At 59.0% G+C, this 24,437-nt stretch carries 16 protein-coding genes and 1 pseudogene; 10 read left to right on the top strand and 7 right to left on the bottom strand.

Annotation, left to right across the window (positions count from 1 at the left end):
• Position 1: 1 nt before the first annotated feature.
• From ENGE1_RS16885 to ENGE1_RS16870, 4 genes are all read left to right on the top strand, one after another.
• Complete coding sequence (locus ENGE1_RS16885) at positions 2-955, top strand: ABC transporter permease (RefSeq protein ID WP_048254457.1); 954 nt, start codon at positions 2-4, stop codon at positions 953-955.
• Between the two features lie 16 nt (positions 956-971).
• Positions 972-2,609, top strand: coding sequence for an FGGY-family carbohydrate kinase (locus ENGE1_RS16880; protein WP_043082517.1), 1,638 nt, complete (start codon positions 972-974; stop codon positions 2,607-2,609).
• Positions 2,606-3,220 (top strand): KpsF/GutQ family sugar-phosphate isomerase, encoded by a 615-nt coding sequence (locus ENGE1_RS16875; RefSeq protein WP_043082516.1) that lies wholly within the window; start codon positions 2,606-2,608, stop codon positions 3,218-3,220. Before ENGE1_RS16880 ends, ENGE1_RS16875 begins: the two co-directional genes overlap by 4 nt.
• Positions 3,221-3,368: 148 nt before the next feature.
• Positions 3,369-3,791 (top strand): DoxX family protein, encoded by a 423-nt coding sequence (locus tag ENGE1_RS16870; protein WP_043082515.1) that lies wholly within the window; start codon positions 3,369-3,371, stop codon positions 3,789-3,791.
• A gap of 123 nt (positions 3,792-3,914) precedes the next feature.
• Here ENGE1_RS16870 and glyA read toward each other — a convergent pair whose 3' ends face one another.
• Positions 3,915-5,168 (bottom strand): serine hydroxymethyltransferase, encoded by a 1,254-nt coding sequence (gene glyA / locus ENGE1_RS16865; RefSeq protein ID WP_043082514.1) that lies wholly within the window; start codon positions 5,166-5,168, stop codon positions 3,915-3,917.
• 299 nt (positions 5,169-5,467) lie between these two features.
• On the opposite strand from glyA, the gene hmpA reads away from it, so the two are divergent.
• The 5 genes from hmpA to dtpD all read left to right on the top strand — a co-directional run bounded on the left by hmpA (position 5,468) and on the right by dtpD (position 13,771).
• The gene (gene hmpA, locus ENGE1_RS16860) at positions 5,468-6,646 is read left to right on the top strand and encodes an NO-inducible flavohemoprotein (RefSeq protein ID WP_048254453.1); all 1,179 of its coding nucleotides are present in this window, start codon (positions 5,468-5,470) and stop codon (positions 6,644-6,646) included.
• A 169-nt stretch (positions 6,647-6,815) separates the two neighbouring features.
• Positions 6,816-8,336 (top strand): lysine decarboxylation/transport transcriptional activator CadC, encoded by a 1,521-nt coding sequence (gene cadC / locus ENGE1_RS16855; RefSeq protein WP_048273262.1) that lies wholly within the window; start codon positions 6,816-6,818, stop codon positions 8,334-8,336.
• Between the two features lie 361 nt (positions 8,337-8,697).
• Positions 8,698-10,029, top strand: coding sequence for a cadaverine/lysine antiporter (gene cadB, locus ENGE1_RS16850; protein ID WP_043082511.1), 1,332 nt, complete (start codon positions 8,698-8,700; stop codon positions 10,027-10,029).
• 77 nt (positions 10,030-10,106) lie between these two features.
• Entirely contained in the window at positions 10,107-12,248 is a 2,142-nt protein-coding gene (locus tag ENGE1_RS16845; protein WP_043082510.1) for a lysine decarboxylase CadA, read from the top strand.
• Positions 12,249-12,310: 62 nt separating this feature from the next.
• Positions 12,311-13,771: a dipeptide permease DtpD gene (gene dtpD / locus ENGE1_RS16840; RefSeq protein WP_043082509.1), complete on the top strand. Its 1,461-nt coding sequence runs from the start codon at positions 12,311-12,313 to the stop codon at positions 13,769-13,771.
• 34 nt (positions 13,772-13,805) lie between these two features.
• Here the strand turns inward: dtpD and glnB are convergent, their stop codons facing one another.
• The 5 genes from glnB to purL form a co-directional block, all read right to left on the bottom strand.
• Positions 13,806-14,144, bottom strand: a complete 339-nt coding sequence (gene glnB, locus ENGE1_RS16835) for a nitrogen regulatory protein P-II (RefSeq protein ID WP_043082508.1) — start codon at positions 14,142-14,144, stop codon at positions 13,806-13,808.
• 65 nt (positions 14,145-14,209) lie between these two features.
• Complete coding sequence (gene glrR, locus ENGE1_RS16830) at positions 14,210-15,547, bottom strand: two-component system response regulator GlrR (RefSeq protein ID WP_043082507.1); 1,338 nt, start codon at positions 15,545-15,547, stop codon at positions 14,210-14,212.
• On the bottom strand, positions 15,547-16,236 hold the full coding sequence (gene qseG / locus ENGE1_RS16825; protein WP_048254449.1) for a two-component system QseEF-associated lipoprotein QseG: 690 nt from the start codon (positions 16,234-16,236) through the stop codon (positions 15,547-15,549). Before qseG ends, glrR begins: the two co-directional genes overlap by 1 nt.
• On the bottom strand, positions 16,233-17,669 hold the full coding sequence (locus tag ENGE1_RS16820) for a sensor histidine kinase (protein WP_048254448.1): 1,437 nt from the start codon (positions 17,667-17,669) through the stop codon (positions 16,233-16,235). Before ENGE1_RS16820 ends, qseG begins: the two co-directional genes overlap by 4 nt.
• 544 nt (positions 17,670-18,213) lie before the next feature.
• Positions 18,214-22,101, bottom strand: a complete 3,888-nt coding sequence (gene purL / locus ENGE1_RS16815) for a phosphoribosylformylglycinamidine synthase (RefSeq protein ID WP_064360658.1) — start codon at positions 22,099-22,101, stop codon at positions 18,214-18,216.
• 240 nt (positions 22,102-22,341) lie between these two features.
• Between purL and mltF the strand changes: the two are divergent.
• A pseudogene (mltF, locus tag ENGE1_RS16810) lies at positions 22,342-23,796 on the top strand (membrane-bound lytic murein transglycosylase MltF); the annotation flags it as partial.
• Between the two features lie 107 nt (positions 23,797-23,903).
• Here the strand turns inward: mltF and tadA are convergent.
• On the bottom strand, positions 23,904-24,434 hold the full coding sequence (gene tadA / locus ENGE1_RS16805; RefSeq protein ID WP_071883349.1) for a tRNA adenosine(34) deaminase TadA: 531 nt from the start codon (positions 24,432-24,434) through the stop codon (positions 23,904-23,906).
• Between the last annotated feature and the right edge of the window lie 3 nt (positions 24,435-24,437).

Below are 24,437 nucleotides of genomic sequence, written 5' to 3'. Positions count from 1 at the left end.
GATGAAAGCGCTTGCAAACGTTCTGCCCGGCGATGCGATCGTTCGCCTGCAGTGCCTGATTATCCTTATCGTCGCTGTTGTCTTCTCCGCGCTGCTAGGAAGCCGCTTTTTCAGCGTCGCCAACTTCCAGTCTATCGGCTCACAGCTGCCGGTGCTCGGGATGCTGGCGCTGGGTATGGGCATGACCATGCTCACCGGCGGCATCAACCTGTCGATTATTGCCGGCGCCAACGCCTGCTCCCTGCTGATGGCGGCGATTATCGTCAGCCATCCTGATAATCCGCTGTTTCTGTTGCTGGCCCTGCTGGCGGGTGCCGCCCTCGCGATTGCCATCGGCGCGCTCAACGGCATGCTGATTGCCTGGGTTGGGGTTTCCCCTATCCTCGCCACGCTGGGCACCATGACGCTGATTTCCGGACTGAATATCCTGCTATCTGACGGGTCGGTTATCTCCGGCTTTCCGACGATCATTCAGTCTCTGGGAACGGGCGCCGTCGCCGGTATCCCGGTGGCGCTGCTGCTTTTCTTTGCGGTTGCGCTGCTGCTGTGGGTACTGCTTGAGCACACCACGCTCGGGCGCAGCCTCTATCTGGTGGGCTCCAACGAGCAGGCGACCCGCTACAGCGGCGTCAACACCGTGCGGGTGCAGATCGCCGTCTACGTGATTTCCGCCCTGCTCGGCTGGCTGGCCGCCATTCTGATGATGGCAAAATTCAACTCAGCCAAGGCCGGATACGGCGAGTCCTACCTGCTGGTCACTATTCTGGCCTCAGTGCTGGGGGGCATTAACCCCGACGGCGGTTTCGGGCGAATTATCGGCCTGGTACTGGCGCTGATTGTGCTGCAGATGCTGGAGAGCGGCTTTAATCTGCTGGGGATCAGCAGCTATCTGACGATGGCCCTGTGGGGCGCGGTACTGATCCTCTTTATCGCGTTACAGAATCGTAAAGCCTGATTTCAGGAGAAAAATGATGGCGAGTTACTTCATTGGCATAGATGTAGGCACCGGAAGCGCACGGGCTGGCGTATTTGATTTAAACGGCAGAATGGTCGGCCAGGCCAGCCGGGCCATCGAGATTTACCGGCCGCAGGCCGATTTCGTTGAGCAGTCCTCGGACAATATCTGGCAGGCCGTCTGCAACGCGGTGCGGGATGCGATAAATCAGTCGGATATCAATCCCATTCAGGTTAAGGGCCTGGGCTTCGATGCGACCTGCTCGCTGGTGGTGCTGGATAAAGAGGGTAAGCCGCTGACCGTCAGCCCGTCCGGGCGCAGCGAACAGAATATTATCGTGTGGATGGATCATCGGGCTATTGCCCAGGCCGATCGCATTAACGCCCTGCACCACCGGGTGCTGGACTATGTTGGCGGAATAATCTCCCCCGAGATGCAGACGCCAAAGCTGCTGTGGCTGAAGCAGCATATGCCTAATAGCTGGGCTAACGCCGGATACTTTTTCGATCTGCCGGACTTCCTCACCTGGCGCGCCACCGGAGACGATACCCGCTCGCTGTGTTCTACCGTCTGCAAATGGACCTACATGGGCCATGAAGATAAGTGGGACAGCAGCTACTTTCGCCAGATTGGGCTTGAGGATCTGCTGGAGCACGACGCGGAAAAAATTGGCCGCTACGTGAAAACCATGGGCGAGCCTCTTGGCCGGGGCCTGAGCCAGCGCGCGGCCTCAGAGATGGGACTGATTCCGGGCACTGCGGTCAGCGTCTCAATTATCGACGCCCACGCGGGTACCCTGGGCACGCTTGGCGCCAGCGGCGTCTCCGGGGAGCTGGCGGACTTCGATCGCCGCATTGCGCTGATTGGCGGCACCTCAACGGGTCATATGGCTATCTCAAAAACGGCGCGCTTTATTGGCGGCGTCTGGGGCCCTTACTACTCGGCCGTATTGCCCGGATACTGGCTTAACGAAGGCGGTCAATCCGCGACCGGCGCGCTTATCGATCACATTATTCAGTCACACCCCTGCTACGGCACACTGCTTGAGCAGGCGAAAGGCCAGGGGAAAACCATTTATGAAGCGCTGAATGCGCTGCTGCGCAAGATGGCGGGCGAACCGGAGAATATTGCGTTTCTGACCCGCGATATTCACATTCTGCCCTACTTCCACGGCAACCGCTCACCGCGCGCTAACCCAACGCTGACCGGCGCCATCAGCGGGCTGAAGCTATCGCGGACGCCGGAAGATATGGCCCTGCAGTATCTGGCAACCATTCAGGCCATCGCGCTAGGCACCCGCCATATTATCGAAACCATGAACCAGAGCGGCTACGCCATCGATACCGTGATGGCGAGCGGAGGCGGCACTAAAAATCCGGTCTTCGTTCAGGAGCACGCCAACGCCACCGGCTGCGCCATGCTGCTGCCGGAGGAGAGCGAAGCCATGCTGCTCGGCGGCGCAATGATGGGCACCGTGGCGGCAGGCGTGTTCGATACTTTCCCGGAGGCGATGTCGGCGATGAGCCGAATTGGCAAAACCGTCACGCCGCAAACTAACCGTATTAAGCAGTACTACGATCGAAAATATCGGGTATTTCACGAAATGTATAAGGATCATATGAAATACCGCCAGCTAATGAAGGAGGGAGAATGAGCGAAACCTGGCAGCAGGCCTGCGCCACATGGCGGCTGTATAGCGAAGCGCTGGCCGGTCTTGAGGCGCATCTTGACGATCTTCGCTGGCAGTCGCTGCTGGCAGCTCTGCGCGAGTGTAAGGGCAAGGTGGTGGTAACCGGCGTCGGCACCTCCGGCATTGCGGCGCGCAAGGTTGCCCATATGCTGGCCTGCGTCGAGCGCCCGGCCATCTATCTCAACGCCACCGATGCGGCCCACGGCGATCTGGGATTCCTGCGCAGCGACGACCTGCTGATTATGATTTCCCGCGGCGGCAACTCGGATGAACTGACGCGATTGCTGCCCGGACTGGCAGCGAAAGCAGTACCGCTGATTGCCGTGACCGAGAATGCTGACTCCGCGATAGCCGCCGCCGCCATGCTGGTGGTCTCCGTTGGCGTCAGACGGGAGGCCGATACGCTCAATATGCTGGCGACCACCTCTATCGTGCTGGTACTGGCGCTCTTTGACGCCGCCTGCGTCTGCCTGATGCAGGAGAGTGGCTACACAAAGGAGACGCTGCTGGCGGTGCATCCGGGCGGCAACGTGGGCATGACGCTGCGGAGCGACAATCGCCGGGCTGAGTCGTAATCGGCTGAGTGATATGGAGAAAATTTGGCAGCGTTATGAAAATCTATATATCTCTCGTTATTAACGCTTGAATAATATATGCAAAACGGTAGCTGACTGGCCCATTATGTATTAGGTTTGATTAACCAATACTACCAATGGAACTGCTATGAATACCCTCCGCTATCTGGATTTTGGTTCGTTACGCCCGCTGCTGCTGCTCATCGCCCGCATCGCCGTCGTCGCGCTGTTTATTATTTTTGGCGTGCCGAAGATGACCGGCTTTAGCGGCACCGTGGAGTATATGGCCGCCGTCGGCGCGCCGCTGCCCATGCTGTCCGCTATTATTGCCGTGGTGATGGAAGTGCTGGTCGCTATCCTCATTGTTCTGGGCTTTTTTACCCGTCCGCTGGCGGTGATTTTTCTGCTCTATACGCTGGGCACGGCCGTTATCGGACACCACTACTGGAACATGACGGGAGCCGACGTCGCGCCGAATATGATTAACTTTTATAAAAATATCAGTATCGCGGGGGCATTTTTACTGCTGGCACTGGCAGGACCGGGCGCCTGGTCTCTGGATCGCCGCTAAGATGCGGTTGGTGTATGAAGCCCGGATAACGGGAGTGCTGACCGATTCCCGGCTGGATAAGTGAAACAGACACTAATGAGAAAAGGCCGCATTCGCGGCCTTTTCTCTACCAGCAGTACAGAATTATGCGTAAACCGGGAAGCGGCCGCAGATATCCAGTACTTTCGCCTTCACGCGCTCAATGGTGGCTTCATCGTTGATGTTGTCCAGCACATCGCACATCCAGCCGGCCAGCTCTTTCGCTTCCGCTTCTTTAAAGCCGCGGCGGGTGATTGCCGGGGAGCCGATGCGGATGCCGGAGGTGACGAACGGACTTTTCGGATCGTTCGGTACGCTGTTTTTATTGACGGTGATGTTAGCGCGGCCCAGGGCGGCGTCGGCTTCTTTACCGGTCAGGTTTTTATCCACCAGGTCCAGCAGGAACAGGTGGTTTTCAGTACCGCCGGACACCACTTTGTAACCGCGGTTGAGGAACACCTCGACCATCGCTTTAGCGTTTTTCGCGACCTGCTGCTGATAAACCTTAAATTCCGGCTCCATCGCCTCTTTCAGCGCCACGGCTTTTGCCGCGATAACGTGCATCAGCGGGCCGCCTTGGGCGCTTGGGAATACGGCAGAGTTGAGTTTCTTATAAAGCTCTTCGTCGCCGCCTTTCGCCAGGATCAGGCCGCCGCGCGGGCCCGCCAGGGTTTTATGGGTGGTGGTGGTTACAACGTGGGCGTGCGGGACCGGGTTAGGATAAACGCCCGCGGCAATCAGGCCGGCAACGTGCGCCATGTCTACGAACAGCCAGGCGCCGATGCTGTCGGCGATTTCGCGCATTTTTGCCCAGTCAACGATGCCGGAGTAGGCCGAGAAGCCGCCGATGATCATCTTCGGCTTGTGCTCTTTAGCCTGCTTCGCCATATCTTCGTAGTCGATTTTGCCTGACTCATCAATACCGTAAGGAATGATGTTATACAGTTTGCCGGAGAAGTTAACCGGCGAGCCGTGCGTCAGGTGCCCGCCCTGCGCCAGGTTCATGCCGAGAACGGTATCGCCGGGCTGCAGCAGCGCGGTGTAGACCGCGAAGTTTGCCTGTGAGCCAGAGTGCGGCTGGACGTTAGCGTAGTCGGCGCCGAACAGGGCTTTAGCGCGATCGATTGCCAGTTGCTCAACGATATCGACGTATTCGCAGCCGCCGTAGTAGCGCTTGCCCGGATAGCCTTCGGCATATTTGTTGGTTAACTGAGAACCCTGAGCCTGCATCACGCGCGGGCTGGTGTAGTTTTCGGAGGCGATCAGTTCGATGTGCTCTTCCTGACGTACTTTTTCCTGCTCCATAGCCTGCCACAGTTCGGCATCATAATCGGCAATGTTCATTTCACGCTTTAACATCCGCATCTCCTGACTCAGCTAACAGTTACAACCACGATAAATAGAGGGCCCTTTTGGGCAACGGCCGACAGTATAACTGATTAGTGGTGCGATAACAGGTCTTGACAACGGAATTTACGCAAACGATTACCTCCGCGCCACACAAGGGATTGCTCAAAAATGCGCTTCATCGTTACAAAGAGATTTCTTTTCAGGATTGTGATGCATACTTCTCATAGTGAAAGAACCATTTACAGCATGTGGGTATTCCTATAACATGCATTTAAAATACATTATTAAACAGGTATGAGGATAACGCTATGCTCGATGCACAAACCATCGCGACAGTAAAGGCCACCATTCCCCTGCTGGTCGAAACCGGACCTAAACTTACCGCCCACTTTTATGACCGCATGTTCGCCCATAACCCGGAGCTGAAAGAGATTTTCAATATGAGCAACCAGCGCAACGGCGACCAGCGCGAGGCGCTGTTTAACGCCATTGCCGCCTATGCAACCCATATTGAAGACCTGCCCGCCCTGCTGCCGGCCGTAGAAAAAATTGCCCAGAAGCACACCAGCTTTCAGATCAGGCCCGATCAGTACGCCATTGTGGGCACGCATCTCCTGGCGACGATCGATGAGATGCTCCATCCGGGAGAGGAGGTGCTCAACGCCTGGGGCAAGGCCTACGGCGTACTGGCCGATGTCTTTATTAAGCGCGAAGGCGAGATTTACCAGCAAAATGCGGCGAAACACGGCGGCTGGGTCGGCACGCGTCCGTTCCGCATCGTCAGCAAGCAGCCGCAGAGCGATCTCATTACCAGTTTCGAACTGGAAGCGGCCGACGGCGGCGATGTCGCCGACTATCAGCCGGGGCAGTACCTCGCCGTCTGGCTTAAGCCGGCAGGTTTTGAACATCAGGAGATCCGTCAGTACTCCCTGACCCGCAAAGCAAACCGCAAAGGCTACCGTATTGCGGTCAAGCGTGAAGAGGGCGGCCAGGTGTCAAACTGGCTGCATAATGAAGCGAACGTCGGCGATATTGTACAGCTGGCGGCACCGGCAGGCGATTTCTTCCTGCAGATTGAGCCGCAAACGCCGGTCACGCTGATCTCGGCAGGCGTAGGCCAGACGCCGATGCTTGCCATGCTGGACACGCTGGCGGAGCAGGGGCACCCGACGCAGGTGACGTGGCTGCACGCCGCCGAGAATGGCCGCGTTGACGCGTTTGCCGACGAAGTCGCCGCCTGCGGTCAGCGACTGCCGCATTTCAGCTCACATACCTGGTATCGGGTGCCGGACGCCGGCGATCGCTATGATACGCAAGGTCTGATGGACCTGGCGCCGCATAAGGAACAGCTTACCGATCCCGCCATGCAGTTTTATCTCTGCGGCCCGGTGGGCTTTATGCAGTTCGCGGCAAAACAGCTGATCGGGCTTGGTGTCGGGGCCGATCGCATCCACTATGAGTGCTTTGGGCCTCATAAAGTGCTGTAAAATGGCGCAATCAAGGGCCGGCGGGCTGCCGCCTGCCCTTGATGCTGTTCAGGATTATTCACGCTTCGAACACCCGCCTTTACGCCCGCGCCGCACCCCTGCCAAAAACGCCCCGACCGAATTGTGTTATGATTACCGCTTTCCCCTTTTTGCTTGAGTCCCCAATTTTATGCAGCAACCTGTTGTACTCATCGGTGAGTGGCTGGTTACACCTTCAATCAACCAAATCAGCCGGCAGGGACGTCAGCTCACGCTTGAACCGCGCTTAATCGACCTGCTGGTCTATTTTGCCCATCACCCTGACGAGGTGCTGAGCCGCGACGAGCTGATTGATCACGTCTGGACCCGCAACGTGGTAACAAATCACGTTGTCACTCAGAGTATCTCCGAACTGCGTAAGTCCCTGAAAGATGCCGATGAGAACAGCCCGGAATATATTATTACCGTTCCCAAGCGCGGCTATAAGCTGACGGCGCCGGTCGTCTGGTGTACCGAGGGCGATGAGCCGCAGCTGCAGCCCGTCTCGCCTGCCCCGGCGGCTGCCGAACCGACCGCAGTAGCCGCCGCAGCGCCGGACGTTTGTGCGCCCGCGCCCGCGACAAAGAAAACGGTCCGCCGCCGGACTGCCTTCTGGGTGTGGTGTCTGTTTTTACTGGCGCTCGCCAGCTGCGTCGCGCTGATCGCGCTTTCCACGCTGCATTCCAGGACACCCATCACAAAAACGCGCCTGCTGCTCAATCCCCGCGATATTGATATTCACCTGGTCAACGGTAATTCGTGCAATAACTGGGCATCTCAGCACTCCTACGCCGTCGGACTCGGCAGCCTGATTACCACCTCGCTGAACACCTTCTCGACCTTTATGGTTCACGATAAAACGGACTATAACGTCAATGAACCGAGCACATCGGGGAAAACGCTGACCATTGAATTCGTCAACCAGCGCCACTACCGCGCCCAGCAGTGCTTTATGTCCGTAAAGCTCATTGATAATGCCGACGGTTCGGTGATGCTTGATAAGCGCTACTTTGTGACCAGCGATAATCAGATCTCGATACAGAATGATTTGATGAACAGCCTCTCGCAGTCGCTGATGCAGCCGTGGCCGGACGCCATGCAGGCGATGCTGCACCAGTTTCAGCCTTCGCGCAGCATGTCGCTGGCGCAGTTTTATCAGGCCCACATGCTGCTGATGAAAGGCGATATGGACTCGTTGGGTAAGGCCAGCGCAATCCTTGATGAGGTGATAAAGCAGTCTCCCGACTTTGCCTACGCCTCGGCGGAAAAGGTGCTGGTCGACGCGCTGCGCCACTCCCAGCAATCGCTCAATGATAAGCAGCTGGCGGCGCTTTATACCGAAATAGACAGAATCAGCCATTTGCCGCAAATTGAACAGACATCGGTGTTTTACCAGATTAAAGCCATTGAAAAGTTAAGTCAGGGACACGTGAACGAGGCGTATGACGAAATTAATAGCGGTATCAACAAAGAGATGTCGTGGCTTAATTATGTGCTATTGGGAAAAGTCTACGAAATGAAAGGTGAAAATCGTCTGGCCGCTGACGCCTATATTACAGCCTTTAACTTACGTCCCGGCGAGAACACGCTTTACTGGATTGAGAACGGTTTATTTCAGACGTCCGTCATCCGCGTAGTGCCCTATCTGAACAATTTCCTTTCCGCCGAATGAGGCTTGCTGAAGGCGGCCTGAAAAACGGCCGCCTTCAGGTTAAATCAATGTAATAAAACATATCAATGATGTTGCCAAAAAGCAGCCTTCCTCCTCCCCGTGACGACATTTACGCAACACGTTACCAATTGAATAATTATATGATTATTAATGATATTTATCTTTTCATGATATCAATTTGTCATCATGATATGTAAATGCAAAAACCTCAAGATCTCATTTGTGTGATGTTTGGCATTACTTCACCTAATCTTTAGGACTTCTCTGACCGAGAGCATTAATCTTGTCGCCAGTCGGTCGGATCACAATGAGCTTCGCATCATGATCCGCGCCTCCAAAATAAATGAGGAGAAAACGAAACATGAGTTCTGCGAAAAAGATCGGGCTATTAGCCTGTACCGGTGTCGTTGCCGGTAATATGATGGGGAGCGGGATTGCCTTATTACCGGCAAACCTGGCAAAAATTGGTGCCATCTCCGTCTTCGGCTGGGTAATATCCATTATTGGTGCGATGTCACTAGCCTATGTTTATGCTCGCCTTGCGACAAAAAATCCGCAGGAAGGTGGTCCGATTGCTTACGCGGGTGAATTGTCTCCGGCATTCGGTTTCCAGACCGGCGTGCTCTACTATCACGCCAACTGGATTGGTAACCTGGCAATCGGCATCACCGCCGTCTCTTACCTCTCTACCTTCTTCCCGGTACTGAACGACCCGATTCCGGCCGGTATAGCCTGTATCGCGATTCTGTGGATTTTTACCTTCGTCAACCTGCTGGGCGGTACCTGGGTAAGCCGACTCACTTCCATCGGTTTGATCCTGGTTCTTATTCCCGTCGTTCTGACTGCGGTTATCGGCTGGCACTGGTTCGATTTAGCCACCTATAAAGCAAACTGGAACACCGGCGGTACCACAGATTCCCGCGCGATTATCAACAGCGTTCTGCTCTGCCTGTGGGCCTTTGTGGGTGTTGAATCCGCAGCGGTCAGCACCGGTATGGTCAACAACCCGAAACGTACCGTGCCGCTGGCTACCATGATGGGTACCGCGCTGGCAGGTGTCGTTTACGTTGCTGCAACGCAGGTGCTTTCCGGTATGTTCCCGGCGTCTGAAATGGCTGCCTCTGGCGCACCGTTTGCTATCAGCGCCTCCACCATGCTCGGCGGCTGGGCCGCACCAGTAGTATCAGCCTTCACCGCCTTCGCCTGTCTGACGTCGCTCGGTTCCTGGATGATGCTGGTAGGTCAGGCCGGCGCCCGTGCGGCAAAAGACGGCAACTTCCCGAAAGTGTATGGCGAAATGGATAAGAACGGCGTGCCGAAAAAAGGCCTGCTGCTGGCATCCTGCAAAATGACTGCCCTGATGCTGCTGCTGACCTTTGTTAGCTCCCACGGCGGTAAAGCCTCCGACCTGTTCGGCGAGTTGACCGGTATCGCGGTACTGCTGACCATGCTGCCTTACTTCTACTCCTGCGTTGACCTGGTACGCTTTGAAGGTATCACGCTGCGCAACCTGGCAACCCTGTTTTGTTCCTTCTTCGGTTGCTGCTTCTGCTTTATCGCGCTGATTGGCGCCGGCTCTTTCGAGCTGACCGGTACCTTCATCATTAGCCTGATTATCCTGATGTTCTACGGCCGTAAGCTCGGCCAGCGTCAGCACACCAGCGATTCTGCTAACGCCGCCAACGCGCACTAATTAGTACCCCTTTCTGAAGCCCTTCCTGCCCTGTCATATCGCGACGGGAAGGGCTTTCTACACCTGGAGATACGACTATGAACGTTATCGCAATCATGAACCATATGGGTGTCTACTTCAAAGAAGAGCCCATCCGTGAACTGCACAGCGCCCTTGAGCGCCTGGACTTCCGCGTTGTTTACCCGAATGACCGCGAAGATTTGCTGAAGCTGATTGAGAACAATCCCCGCCTGTGCGGCGTGATCTTCGACTGGGATACCTACAACCTGACCCTGTGCGAAGAGATCAGCAAGCTGAACGAGCACATGCCGGTTTACGCGTTCGCCAACACCCACTCCACCCTCGACGTTAGCCTCAACGATCTGCGTATGCAGGTGCGCTTCTTCGAATATGCGCTGGGCCTGGCCGACGATATCGCGGCAAAAATCAAGCAAAGCACCGATGAATACATCGACAACATTCTGCCGCCGCTGACCAAAGCCCTGTTCAAATATGCTCGCGAAGGTAAATACACCTTCTGTACGCCGGGCCACATGGGCGGTACCGCTTTCCAGAAAAGCCCGGTAGGTAGCCTGTTCTATGACTTCTACGGTGCCAACACCATGAAGTCCGATATCTCTATCTCCGTTTCTGAGCTGGGCTCCCTGCTGGACCACAGCGGCCCGCATAAAGAAGCCGAAGAGTACATCGCCCGCGTGTTCAACGCCGAACGCAGCTACATGGTGACTAACGGTACGTCTACCGCGAACAAAATCGTCGGTATGTACTCCGCGCCGGCGGGCAGCACCATTCTGATCGACCGTAACTGCCACAAATCGCTGACTCACCTGATGATGATGAGCGACGTTACGCCGATCTACTTCCGCCCGACCCGTAACGCCTACGGTATTCTCGGCGGTATCCCGCAGAGCGAATTCCAGCACGAGACTATCGCCGAGCGCGTGAAAAAGACCCCGAACGCCACCTGGCCGGTACACGCGGTAATCACCAACTCGACTTACGATGGTCTGCTGTACAACACCGACTACATCAAGAAAACCCTCGACGTTAAGTCCATCCACTTCGACTCCGCGTGGGTGCCTTACACCAACTTCTCGCCAATCTATGCCGGTAAATGCGGCATGAGCGGCGGCCGCGTGGAAGGCAAGGTTATCTATGAAACCCAGTCCACGCATAAACTGCTGGCGGCGTTCTCTCAGGCGTCCATGATCCACGTGAAGGGTGACGTAAACGAAGAGACCTTCAACGAAGCCTTCATGATGCACACCTCCACGTCTCCGCACTACGGTATCGTGGCTTCCACTGAAACCGCAGCGGCAATGATGAAAGGCAACGCCGGTAAGCGCCTGATTGAAGGCTCTATCGACCGCGCTATCAAGTTCCGTAAAGAGATCAAACGTCTCAAAGCCGAAGCCGAAGGCTGGTCCTTCGACGTATGGCAGCCGGAGCAGGTTGATGAGAAAGAGTGCTGGCCGCTGCGTTCTGATAGCGCATGGCACGGCTTCAAAGATATCGACAACGAGCACATGTACCTCGACCCGATCAAAGTCACGCTGCTGACCCCGGGGATGAAGAAAGACGGTACCATGGACGAGTTCGGTATCCCTGCAAGCCTGGTCGCGAAATATCTGGACGAGCACGGCATCATCGTTGAGAAAACCGGTCCTTACAACCTGCTGTTCCTGTTCAGCATCGGTATCGACAAAACCAAGGCTCTGAGTCTGCTGCGCGGTCTGACCGACTTCAAACGCGCATTCGACCTGAACCTGCGCGTGAAAAACATGCTGCCGTCGCTGTACCGTGAAAACCCTGAATTCTATGAAAACATGCGTATTCAGGAGCTGGCTGCAGGCATCCACAAGCTGGTTGTTCAGCACAACCTGCCGGATCTGATGTATCGTGCGTTCGAAGTGCTGCCGGAAATGGTTATCACCCCGTACGCTGCCTTCCAGAAAGAGCTGCACGGTGAAACTGAAGAAGTGTACATGGAAGATATGGTTGGCCGCGTCAATGCCAACATGATCCTTCCGTACCCGCCGGGAGTACCGCTGATCCTGCCAGGTGAAAAAGTGACCGAAGAGAGCCGTCCGGTACTTGAGTTCCTGCAGATGCTGTGCGAAATCGGTGCCCACTATCCGGGCTTCGAAACCGATATCCACGGTGCCTATCGTCAGGCAGACGGTCGTTACACCGTTAACGTGCTGAAAGAAACTAAGTAACGTTAAGCGCTGAAGGGAAGTGGCTTTGCCACTTCCCTTTTTTCTCGCTGTAAGGAGATGCCATGAAAACACCCTCACAACCGCGCGCGATCTACTACATCGTGGCGATTCAAATCTGGGAATACTTCAGCTTTTACGGCATGCGTGCCCTGCTCATCCTCTATCTCACCCACCAGCTTGGCTTCGATGACAGCCACGCCATCAGCCTTTTCAGCGCGTATGCGTCTTTAGTTTATGTAACCCCTATTCTCGGCGGCTGGCTTGCCGACCGCCTGCTTGGCAACCGCACGGCGGTGATCGCCGGCGCCCTGCTGATGACCCTCGGACACGTTGTGCTGGGCGTGGAGTCTGATTCGACGTGGAGCCTCTACCTGGCGCTGGCCATCATCATCTGCGGCTACGGGCTGTTTAAATCCAATATCAGCTGTCTGCTGGGCGAACTGTATGCTCCGGACGACAGCCGCCGCGACGGCGGCTTCTCGCTGCTCTATGCCGCAGGCAACATTGGCTCCATCGCCGCGCCCATCGCCTGCGGACTGGTCGCCGAACTGTACGGCTGGCATATCGGCTTTGCGCTGGCGGGGATCGGCATGTTTATCGGCCTGCTGATTTTCCTCAGCGGCCACCGCCACTTCCGGGAGATGCGCGGCGTGAATGCGCCCGCGCTGAGGGCAAAAAAATTCGCCCTGCCGGTGTGGGGCTGGCTGCTGGTGATGCTGAGCCTGGCGCCGCTGTTCTTTACCTTCCTGCTGGAAAACAATCTCTCCGGCTGGCTGCTGATGCTGGTTTGCCTCTTCGCCCTGCAGATGATGGCGCGACTGATGATTAGCCATCCTCAGCATCGCCGGGCGCTGGGACAGATCCTCCTGCTGATGCTGACCGGCACGCTGTTCTGGGTCCTGGCCCAGCAGGGCGGCAGCACCATCAGCCTGTTTATTGACCGCTTTGTGGACAGGCATCTGTTCAGTATTGACGTCCCCACAGCCCTCTTCCAGTCGGTAAACGCGGTGGCGGTGATGGCGGCAGGCGTGGTGCTGGCGTGGCTGGCCAGCCCGGAAGGCGGCATTACGTCAGCCCTGCGAGTGTGGCTGAAGTTCGCCTTTGGCCTGGCGCTGATGGGAGGCGGTTTTATGCTGCTGGCGCTCAACGCGCGGCGCGGCCAGCTGCACGGCCACGCCTCAATGGGCGTGATGGTGGCCGGCCTGGCGCTGATGGGCTTTGCCGAGCTGTTTATCGATCCGGTAGCGATGGCGCAGATCACCCGCCTCAATATGCCCGGCGTGACCGGGATCCTGACGGGGATCTATATGCTGGCCACCGGCGCGGTAGCCAACTGGCTGGCAGGCGTCGTGGCGCAGCAAACCACCGAGTCGCAGATTGGCGAGGCGGCCATTGCCGCTTATGGCCATTTCTTCTCGCAGATGGGCGAGTGGACGCTGTACGCGGTTGTCGCCATTGTGCTGGCAATAACGCTCCGACGTCTGTTTGGCGGCACCGCGGTCACCGTGCCCGAACAGGAGTAACGGCGTGCCCGCAGCCGGGCTGCGGGCCGCGCTATCAGATAGCCGCGTCGTCTTCTTCGCCGGTACGGATGCGGATCACCCGCGCCACGTCGAAGACAAAAATTTTGCCGTCGCCGATTTTACCGGTCTGGGCGGTGCGAATGATGGTGTCCACGCAGGTCTCAACGATATCATCGGTGACCACAATCTCAATCTTCACCTTCGGCAGAAAATCAACCATATACTCCGCGCCGCGATAAAGCTCGGTGTGGCCCTTCTGCCGCCCAAAGCCTTTCACTTCCGTGACCGTCATGCCCGTGATGCCGACCTCGGCCAGCGCCTCGCGCACGTCGTCGAGTTTGAACGGTTTAATAATCGCATCAATCTTTTTCATGGTTACCTGTCATCATAAACGCGTAATCGGTTGCCCGGTATCATAACGTCGCAGGGCGCGGCGGGCTACTCTTTAAAGTCGCCGGCGTCCAGTTCGTGGCGCGACAGCAGTTTATAAAACTCCGTCCGGTTGCGCCCGGCCATTCTCGCCGCGTGGGTGACGTTGCCTTTGGTGATTTGCAGCAGCTTGCGCAGGTAGTTGAGTTCAAACTGGCTGCGGGCATCGGCAAAGGTCGGCAGCGCGGTGTTCTCGCCCTCCAGCGCCTGCTCAACCAGCGCGTCGCCGATCACCGGCGAGCTGGTCAGAGCCACGCACTGCTCTATCACGTTCACCAGTTGGCGCACGTTACCGGGCCAGCCGGCGGCCATCAGCCGCTTCATGGCGTCGGTAGAGAAGGCGCGAACGAACGGCTTGTGACGGCTCGCGGCCTCGCGCAGCAGGTGGTTAGCCAGCAGCGGAATATCCTCCGCCCGCGCCGACAGCGGCGGGATCTTCAGGCTGACGACGTTGAGGCGGTAGAACAAATCTTCGCGAAATTCACCGCGCGCCATCGCCTTCGGCAAATCGCGGTGGGTGGCGGAAATAATGCGCACATCAATCTCCAGATCGCGGTTGCTGCCGAGCGGCCGCACCTTGCGCTCCTGCAGCACGCGCAGCAGCTTGACCTGCAGCGGCAGCGGCATATCGCCGATCTCATCGAGGAACAGCGTCCCGCCGCCGGCGGCCTGAAAGAGCCCTTCCCGGCTGCTGACCGCGCCGGTAAATGCGCCACGCACGTGGCCAAACAGTTCAGATTCCAGCAGTGGCTCCGGCAGGGCGCCGCAGTTTATGGCGATAAACGGCGCGCTGCGCCGGGCGCTGGCCTGATGAATGGCCTGGGCGAAAATCTCTTTGCCGGTGCCGCTCTGGCCGTTAATCAGCACGCTGACGTCAGACTGCGCGACCATCCGGGCCTGTTCCAGCAGCCGCAGCATCACCGGGCTGCGGGTGACGATGGCCGAGCGCCACGCCTCGTCGGTCGCGGCGGCGGTGTGCGCCAGCGCCTCATCAATCGCTTTATAGAGGGCGTCTTTATCCACCGGCTTGGTGAGGAAGCTGAATACGCCCTGCTGGGTAGCGCTCACCGCTTCCGGTATCGAACCGTGGGCGGTCAGAATGATCACCGGCATCCCCGGCTGCACCTTCTGGATCTCAGCAAACAGCTGCAGGCCGTCCATCTCATCCATCCGCAGATCGCTGATGACCAGGTCAATTTTTTCCCTGGCAAGCAGCCGCAGCGCTTCGTGTCCGCTCTCTGCGGTAGTCACGCGAAAGCCTTCGCTGGTCAGGCGCAGGCCCAGCAGCTTCAGCAGCCCAGGGTCGTCGTCCACCAGCAGCAGTCGCGCGCTGTTACGTTCAGCCATTATTTCTCCTTCTCCTCATCGCCGTGCGACGCATCCGGCAGCAGGCCGCTGCCGGAGGGCTTGCGGCTGGAGAGCTGACGCTCAATATCGGTCAGGTTCTCCAGCTTGCGGGTAGTGAGTTCAAGCTCGCTGCGCAGGGTCTGCTGCTCCTTACGCATTTCGTCAAGCTCGGCGTCCGATGTTTGCTGCAGCTGGCTATAGCGCATCCGCGCCTCGGCCTGGCTCAGCTGCAGCAGCTGACCGTCGCGCCAGATCTGATAGAGGGGGCGCACGTGCGCGGGGATCTGCCCGCTGAAATCGTCCGCCTCGCTGACGATCTCCCGCCGCTCCGGCGGCGTGATGCGGGCATTTGCCAGCAGGATCCCCCGGCGGAACGCCTCCTGCCAGCGGGACTGAGGATGCCGGCTGGCTTCGCGCCTGGCCTCTGATGAAGAGAGGCGGCTGGCGCAGTCCATACTCCGCAGCCAGTAAAGCGGATTTTTTTCCACCGGCTCGCCCTGCAGCGACCAGATGTCTGCGCAGTCAGTGGAGAGGAAATCCGCCACCTGCTGTTCAGGCAGCTTCTCGCCGCTGCCGGAGGACGTCTTGTGCGCAGAAAGAGACGAGGCGCATCCTGCCAGCAGCAGACAGGCGGCGCTGGCGAAAAACTGTCGAAAAAGAGACAAAATCGTTACCCGTTTTTGAGTCATTGAGTTGGGTTACCCGCGTCCGGACGCGCCAGTGTGATGCGAAAACAGACAGTGCCGGGCCGCTCGTCTACCAGCTGCAGGGAGCCCTTCATGCGCCGCACGCAGTCGCGGGCAATGCTGAGTCCAAGGCCGCTTCCCTTTACGGCCCCTTTACGTTGACGGCTGCCCTGATAAAAAGGTTCAAAAATCATATTTTTTTCCGCCTCCGGTACCGGCGGACCGCTGTTAACGATCTCGATAATCACGCTATTGCCCTGCTGCCGGCTGCGCAGCAGGATATCCGTGGCGTTATCGCCGTAGTGTATCGCGTTGGAGTAGAGGTTATCTATCGCAGAGAGCAACAGTGTCGGCTCCGCCTGGCAGCCGGGTGCGTTCATCTCAACCCGGGTGTTCATCATTTTAGCGCGTGCCGGCAAGCTGTGGGCGGCGATCATTTTTTCAACCAGCGGGGCCAGGGCCACCGGCTGCAGTTCGGCGGCGGTGTCGGCAAGTTTGCGGTTATAGTCCAGCAGTTGCTCAATCAGGGTTTGCAGATTGCGGCTGCTGCTGTCGAGGATCGCCACCACCTCCTGCTGCTCCGGCGTGAGCGGCCCGACGATGCGGTCCGCCAGCAGTTCGGTGCCTTCGCGCATACTGGCGAGCGGCGTTTTCAGTTCGTGAGAGAGGTGGCGTAAAAACTGGTGGCGCTGGGACTCAAGCCAGGTCAGGCGCTCGCTGAGCCAGAGGATGCGCTTGCCCACGGAGCGCAGCTCCCTCGGCCCTTTAAACACGCCGCTGCCGCTCAGGCTCTCCCCTTCCCCCAGGCGATTAATCATGCTTTCAATACCCTTGACCGGGCCGATGATCATACGCGTAAAGAGCAGCATCATCGTCAGGCTGAGCAGAAACAGCACCAGCGCCAGCCAGCCGAAAAACTGGCCGCGTTCGGCGATTTCCTGCTGCAGCTGCTGGCCCCGGGAGAAAACCACCGTTCGCGTGGCCTGCACCATCGCGGAGTTGGCGGCCGCAAAGGCATCCAGTTCGGCGACGGCGCCCGCATCCGGACCGCTGTTTTTACAGCGCAGCTGCGCCAGCGCGTCGAGATGCCGGCGCAGCTGCTGATAGAGCAGCGCATCCGGCAGCACGCCTTCGTGCGCCCGCAGCATGTCGCTGTAGCGCTTGCGCTGTCCCTGATAGACACTGGCGAGGGTCGCATCGTCCAGTACGCAGTACTGGCGATAGCTGCGCTCCATCTCCAGCGCCGCGTTGGCCATCGCCTCGCTGCGCCGGGCCTCCACTAGCGTGGTGCGGTTAGTGACTGCCGCCCGATCGCTGAGCGCGTTCAGGCTCTGCCACGCCTGCCAGGCAAGCACCAGCAGGGGCAACAGGATCAGCACAAAAGAGAGCATCACCAGCTGGCGCAGGGAGCGGGGAAACAGGGACCAGCGTTTCAATGGACATTTTCCGCAAAAAGAACCTGTCGGAAGGGTAACTGAGGAGCGGGGGCAGATACAACAACGCCGGGCGTAAACCCGGCGCTGTTATGCAATAAGGCGGTGCCTAACTCAACGTTTCGCCCGGTGGCTGATAGAGCAGAGCTGATATCAGAAGCTGGACGGCAGGCACCTTGTTGTGCGTCATTCGAAGTTTATGTAGCGCGTCCCGAAGGGGCTGACATAAGAGGGTGAATGAGCCACTGCGCTGTATTATGCAGAAAGCGTGCCATGACGCAATATAAATATTTAACCTAATGAAAGTTATCAATATTTATGACGACACGATAAAAAATACGCGGGCGCATTTTTAATCAAAGTGTCGCAAAATAGCGACACAAAACAAGTTTGATTACATCTGCAATAAAAACAATGAATTATGTGTCGCCATATGGCGACATGCGATTATCGCCTTTGTCGCCTTTTTCAGACACCTCTCCCCTCTCCCCGCGCCCCGCCAAAAAAAAGCCCTTCATAATGAAGGGCCCTCTGTCAGCGGCAGAACTTAGCCGAGCTGCCTGCGCGCATTGCGGAAAATGCGCATCCACGGTCCGTCTTCGCCCCAGTTCTCCGGATGCCAGGAGTTGGCCACCGTGCGGAACACGCGCTCCGGATGCGGCATCATCACGGTGACGCGGCCGGTTTCGCTGGTGACCGCCGTGATGCCGTTCGGCGAGCCGTTCGGGTTGGCCGGATAGCTTTCGGTAACGCAGCCGGCGTTGTCGACGTAGCGCAGCGCCACCAGGCCTTTGCTCTCAAGCTGGGCCAGATGGGCGGCGTCGCGCACTTCCACCCGCCCTTCGCCGTGCGACACGGCAATCGGCATCTGCGATCCGACCATGCCCTGCAGCAGCAGAGACGGGCTCTGGGTCACTTCCACCAGGCTGAAGCGCGCTTCAAAGCGGTCCGAGGTATTGCGCACGAAGCGCGGCCACAGTTCGCTGCCCGGAATAAGGTCGCGCAGGTTGGACATCATCTGGCAGCCGTTGCACACGCCGAGCGCCAGGGTCTGCGGGCGGTGGAAGAAGGTGGCGAACTCGTCGCGCACGCGTTCGTTGAACAGAATCGACTTCGCCCAGCCTTCGCCCGCCCCCAGTACGTCGCCGTAGGAGAAGCCGCCGCAGGCTACCAGCGCCTGGAAATCCTCCAGCCCGCGACGCCCGGCCAGCAGATCGCTCATGTGGACGTCGATGGCGTCGAAGCCGGCGCGGTGGAATGCCGCCGCCATTTCGACGTGGGAGTTGACGCCCTGTTCGCGCAGCACCGCCACTTTCGGACGGGCGCCGGTGGCGATAAAGGGCGCGGCAACGTCCTCTGCGGGATCGAAGGTAAGCCGGGCACTGAGGCCCGGATCGCCGTCGTTGCGCTTCGCCTCGTGCTCCTGGTCGGCGCAGGCCGGGTTGTCGCGCAGGCGCTGCATCTGCCAGGTGGTTTCCGCCCACCACATGCGCAGCTGGGTGCGGCTTTCGCTGTAGACCGGGCGGCCGTCGGCGGTGATAACAAAGCGGTCGCCCCCGGTCGCTTTACCCAGATAGTGGACGCAGTCCGCAAGGCCGCGATCGGTGAGGATCTGCTCCACGACGGCGCGATCTTCTGCGCGGACCTGAATAACGCCGCCCAGCTCTTCGTTAAACAGCGCCGCCAGGCGATCGTCGCCCAGCGCGGCGATATCCACCTCGACGCCGCAGTGGCCGGCAAAGGCCATCTCGGCCAGGGTGACCAGCAGGCCGCCGTCGGAGCGGTCGTGCCAGGCCAGCAGCTTACGTTCAGCCACCAGCGTCTGCATCGCCTCCCAGAAACCTTTCAATTGCTCTGGGCTGCGCACGTCGGCGGGCTTATCGCCGAGCTGGCGATAGACCTGCGCCAGCGCCGTGGCGCCCAGCGCGTTGTGCCCTTTACCGAGGTCGATCAGCAGCAGGGCGTTATCTTCCGTTGAAAGCTGCGGCGTCACGGTGCGACGCACGTCCTCGACGCGGCCGAAGGCGGTGATCACCAGCGACAGCGGCGAGGTCATTTCGCGCTGCTCGCTGCCCTCCTGCCAGCGGGTCTTCATCGACATCGAGTCTTTACCCACCGGAATGGTCAGGCCCAGCGCCGGGCACAGCTCTTCGCCGACGGCCTTCACCGCCGCGTAGAGACCCGCGTCTTCCCCCGGGTGACCGGCAGCGGCCATCCAGTTGGCGGAGAGCTTCACGCGCTTAAGGTCGCCAATCTGCGTCCCCGCCATGTTGGTCAGCGCCTCGCCGACGGCGAGCCGCGCCGAGGCGGCAAAATCCAGCAGCGCCACCGGGGCGCGCTCGCCGAGCGACATTGCCTCGCCGCAGTAGCTGTCGAGGCTGGCGGTAGTCACCGCGCAGTCGGCCACCGGGATCTGCCACGGACCGACCATCTGATCGCGAGCCACCATGCCGGTAACCGAGCGATCGCCGATGGTGACGAGGAAGGTTTTTTCCGCCACGGTCGGCAGGTGCAGCACGCGGTTCACCGCCTCGTCGAGGCTGATGTCGCGGCGGTCCAGCGCTTCACCGGCGGCGCTGAGTGTCTGCACGTCGCGGGTCATCTTCGGCGTTTTGCCGAGCAGGACGTCCAGCGGCATATCAATGGGGCGATTGTCGAAATGGCTGTCGCTGAGGCTGAGGTGCTGCTCCTGCGTCGCCTCGCCAATGACGGCGTAAGGCGCGCGCTCGCGGCGGCAGAGTTCGTCGAACAGCGGCAGCTGGTCAGGTGCGACCGCCAGCACGTAGCGCTCCTGGGATTCGTTACACCAGATCTCCAGCGGGCTCATGCCCGGCTCATCGCTGAGGATGTCGCGCAGGTTGAATTTGCCGCCGCGCCCGCCGTCGCTTACCAGCTCCGGCATGGCGTTGGAGAGACCGCCTGCGCCCACGTCGTGGATAAACAGGATCGGGTTGGCGTCGCCCATCTGCCAGCAGCGGTCGATGACCTCCTGGCAGCGGCGCTCCATTTCCGGGTTGTCGCGCTGCACGGAGGCAAAGTCGAGGTCGGCGTCGGACTGGCCGGAGGCCATGGAGGAGGCAGCCCCGCCGCCGAGGCCGATGTTCATCGCCGGGCCGCCGAGGACGATAAGCTTCGCCCCGACGCTGATGTCGCCCTTCTGCACGTGATCGGCGCGGATGTTGCCGATACCGCCCGCCAGCATGATCGGCTTGTGATAGCCGCGCAGCTCTTCGCCGTTGTGGCTGTTGACCCGCTCTTCATAGGTGCGGAAGTAGCCGGTCAGCGCCGGACGGCCAAATTCGTTGTTAAACGCCGCGCCGCCCAGCGGACCATCGGTCATGATGTCCAGCGCGGTGACGATGCGCTCGGGCTTACCGAAATCCTCTTCCCACGGCTGCTCAAAGCCGGGAATGCGCAGGTTGGAGACCGAGAAGCCCACCAGCCCGGCCTTCGGCTTCGCGCCGCGCCCGGTGGCGCCTTCGTCGCGAATTTCACCGCCGGAGCCGGTGGCCGCGCCCGGCCACGGCGAGATGGCGGTCGGGTGGTTGTGGGTTTCTACTTTCATCAGAATGTGGGTGGGCTCCTGATGATAGCCGTAGCGGTCGCCGTCGCGATCGGCAAAGAAGCGCCCGACTTCAGAGCCCTCCATCACCGCCGCGTTGTCTTTATAGGCGGAGAGGACGTGATCCGGGGTCTTCTCGAAGGTGTTCTTGATCATTTTGAACAGCGACTTCGGCTGCTGTTCGCCGTCGATGACCCAGTCGGCGTTGAAAATCTTGTGGCGGCAGTGCTCGGAGTTGGCCTGCGCAAACATGTACAGCTCGATATCGTTCGGATTGCGGTTAAGCGTAGTGAAGGCATCCAGCAGATAGTCTATCTCATCTTCCGCCAGCGCCAGGCCGAGGCGCCGGTTGGCCTCTTCCAGCGCGCTGCGCCCCTGCCCCAGCATATCGACGCTGGCCACCGGCGCGGGCTGGTGGTGGGCAAAGAGGTTTTCCGCCTCCTGCAGGGAGCCAAAAACGCTCTCCATCATTCTGTCGTGCAGTTCGGCTGCCACCCGCTGCCACTGGTCCGCACTCAGGGTCGAGGCCTCGACGTAATACGCCACGCCGCGCTCGAGGCGCACCACCTGCTGCAGGCCGCAGTTGTGGGCGATGTCGGTTGCTTTTGAAGACCAGGGGGAGATGGTGCCGGGGCGGGGAGTGACGAGCAGTAATTTTCCGGCGGGGGTATGGCTGCTAAGGTAAGGGCCATACGTCAGCAAACTCGCCAGCCGGGTCTGCTCCTCGTCGCTGAGCGGCGCGCTCAGCTCGGCGAAGTGCATGTATTCGGCGTAAATGTTGCTGACCGGAAGGTTGGCTGCCTGAAAGCGTGCCAGCAGTTTAGTAATGCGAAATGCAGACAGTGCAGGCGAACCACGCAGAATTTCCATCATAAGTCTCTCGTCTTCTGGGTTTCAGTGTGCGCAATGGCGGAAAACGGGCGCCATTATAGAGCATCGCGCGCTGCGACGTAACCGTTTGCGTCGAAATAAAGTTGCCAGGACCGTTTATCAATTGGTGTGACAAATCGCATGAATAAGTTGCGAACTGGCGCATTGTTAAGCAAAATGCCGCCAAACTGCCGTTTCCCTTACCTTTACTGTGATAACTGACGCCTGAGGCCGGTCCGCTGACAGAGAATTAACTATTTGAAAAAATTAAAGATTAATTATCTGTTTATTGGCATCGTCACGCTGCTGCTGGCGGCGGCGCTGTGGCCCTCAGTCCCCTGGTACACGAAACCGGAGAACCGCATCGCGGCCATTCAGGCCCGCGGCGAGCTGCGCGTCAGTACCGTCGTCTCGCCCCTGACCTTCTTCAGCATTAAAGAGAGCGATAACGGTCTCGATTATGAGCTGGCCCGCCAGTTTGCCGACTATCTTGGCGTCAGCCTTAAGGTGACTGTTCGCCAGAACATCAGCCAGCTGTTTGACGATCTGGACGCCGGGCGGGCCGATATGCTGGCAGCGGGGCTGGTGTATAACCGCGAGCGGACAAAAAACTATCAGGCCGGCCCCACCTACTACTCGGTATCGCAGCAGCTGGTTTACCGCAAGGGCAGCCTGCGCCCGCGCTCCCTGGAAAACATCAGTCCCGGACAGCTGGTCATCGCCCCCGGGCACGTGGCGCTCAACGATTTACAGGCCCTGCAGGCAAAAAAATACCCCTCGCTGAGCTGGACGGTGGATGCCCGGCGCGGCAGCGTCGAGCTGATGGAGGACGTGATAAACGGCAAAATCGACTTTACCATTGCCGACTCGGTGGCGATTGGCCTGTTTCAGCGGGTGCATCCTGAACTGGCGGTAGCGCTCGATCTCACCGACGAGCAGCCGGTAACCTGGTTTAGCGCGAAGGACAGCGACAACACCCTCTCCGCCGCCATGCTCGATTTCTTCAGTACCATCAATGAAGACGGCACCCTGGCCCGGCTGGAAGAGAAGTATCTCGGCCACGGCGAGGGCTTTGACTATTTCGATACCCGCACCTTTCTGCGCGCCGTTGAGAATCAGCTCCCCGGCCTGCAGCCGCTGTTCCAGAAGTATGCCCGGCAGATTGACTGGCGCCTGCTGGCGGCCATCGCCTGGCAGGAGTCGCACTGGGATCCGCAGGCCACCTCGCCAACCGGCGTGCGCGGCATGATGATGCTGACCAAAAATACCGCCCAGAGCCTGGGGCTGAGCGACCGGACCGATGCCGAACAGAGCATCAGCGGCGGAATGCGCTATCTGCAGGATATGATGGCCAAGGTGCCCGACAGCGTCCCCGAGGATGAAAGGATCTGGTTTGCGCTGGCGGCCTACAATATGGGCTACGCGCACATGCTCGACGCCCGCGCCCTGACCGCAAAACAAAAGGGCAATCCCGACAGCTGGACCGACGTAAAGCAGCGCCTGCCGCTGCTCAGCCAGAAACCTTATTACAGCCGGCTCACCTACGGCTACGCGCGCGGCCACGAGGCCTATGCCTATGTTGAAAATATTCGCAAGTATGAGATAAGCCTGGTCGGCTACCTGGTCGAGCAGGAGAAGCAGGCGACAAAGACGCTGGCGATTGCCGAAGGCTACCCGGCGGTGGCGCCGGATGAAATAGCGCCGAATAAGGTAGGGAGCGAGAGCAGCCTGCTGCGCCTGCTCTCACCGCCGGGAAATGCCGGAAGCGAGTACTGGTGGATGCATCATCCGGAAACCAGCAGCCGCTAGCAGCAGCCGCGCTTCAGGGCCTTTTTCTGCTCGCGACGCTGGCGGAAAAAATCGCTCAGCAGACTGGCGCACTCTGCGCCGAGCACGCCTTCGGTTATCTCCACCCGATGATTCATCCCCGGATGATGTAATACGTCCATCAGCGATCCCGCGGCGCCGGTTTTCGCGTCCCGGGCGCCGAACACCAGCCTGGCGATGCGGCTGTGCACCATCGCCCCGGCACACATCACGCAGGGCTCCAGGGTCACGTACAGCGTGGCGTTAATCAGCCGGTAGTTTTGCAGCACCGCCCCGCCCTGGCGCAGAGCCATGATCTCCGCATGCGCGGTCGGATCGTGGCGGCCAATCGGCCGGTTCCAGCCTTCGCCAATCACGTTACCCTCGTGTACCAGCACGGCGCCGACGGGCACTTCACCTTCGTCCCACGCGCGCCGGGCCAGGGTCAGCGCGTGGCGCATCCAGTATTCATGCTGTTCAGTGTCTGACACGTCGGCTACTCCGGTTAAAAATCGCGGCGCATTATACACAGC

Source organism: Pluralibacter gergoviae ATCC 33028 = NBRC 105706, from assembly GCF_001598855.1.
GTDB lineage: Bacteria > Pseudomonadota > Gammaproteobacteria > Enterobacterales > Enterobacteriaceae > Pluralibacter > Pluralibacter gergoviae.
The sequence above is the reverse complement of the archived record's forward strand: the minus strand, read 5'-3'. Positions and strand labels throughout refer to the sequence as shown.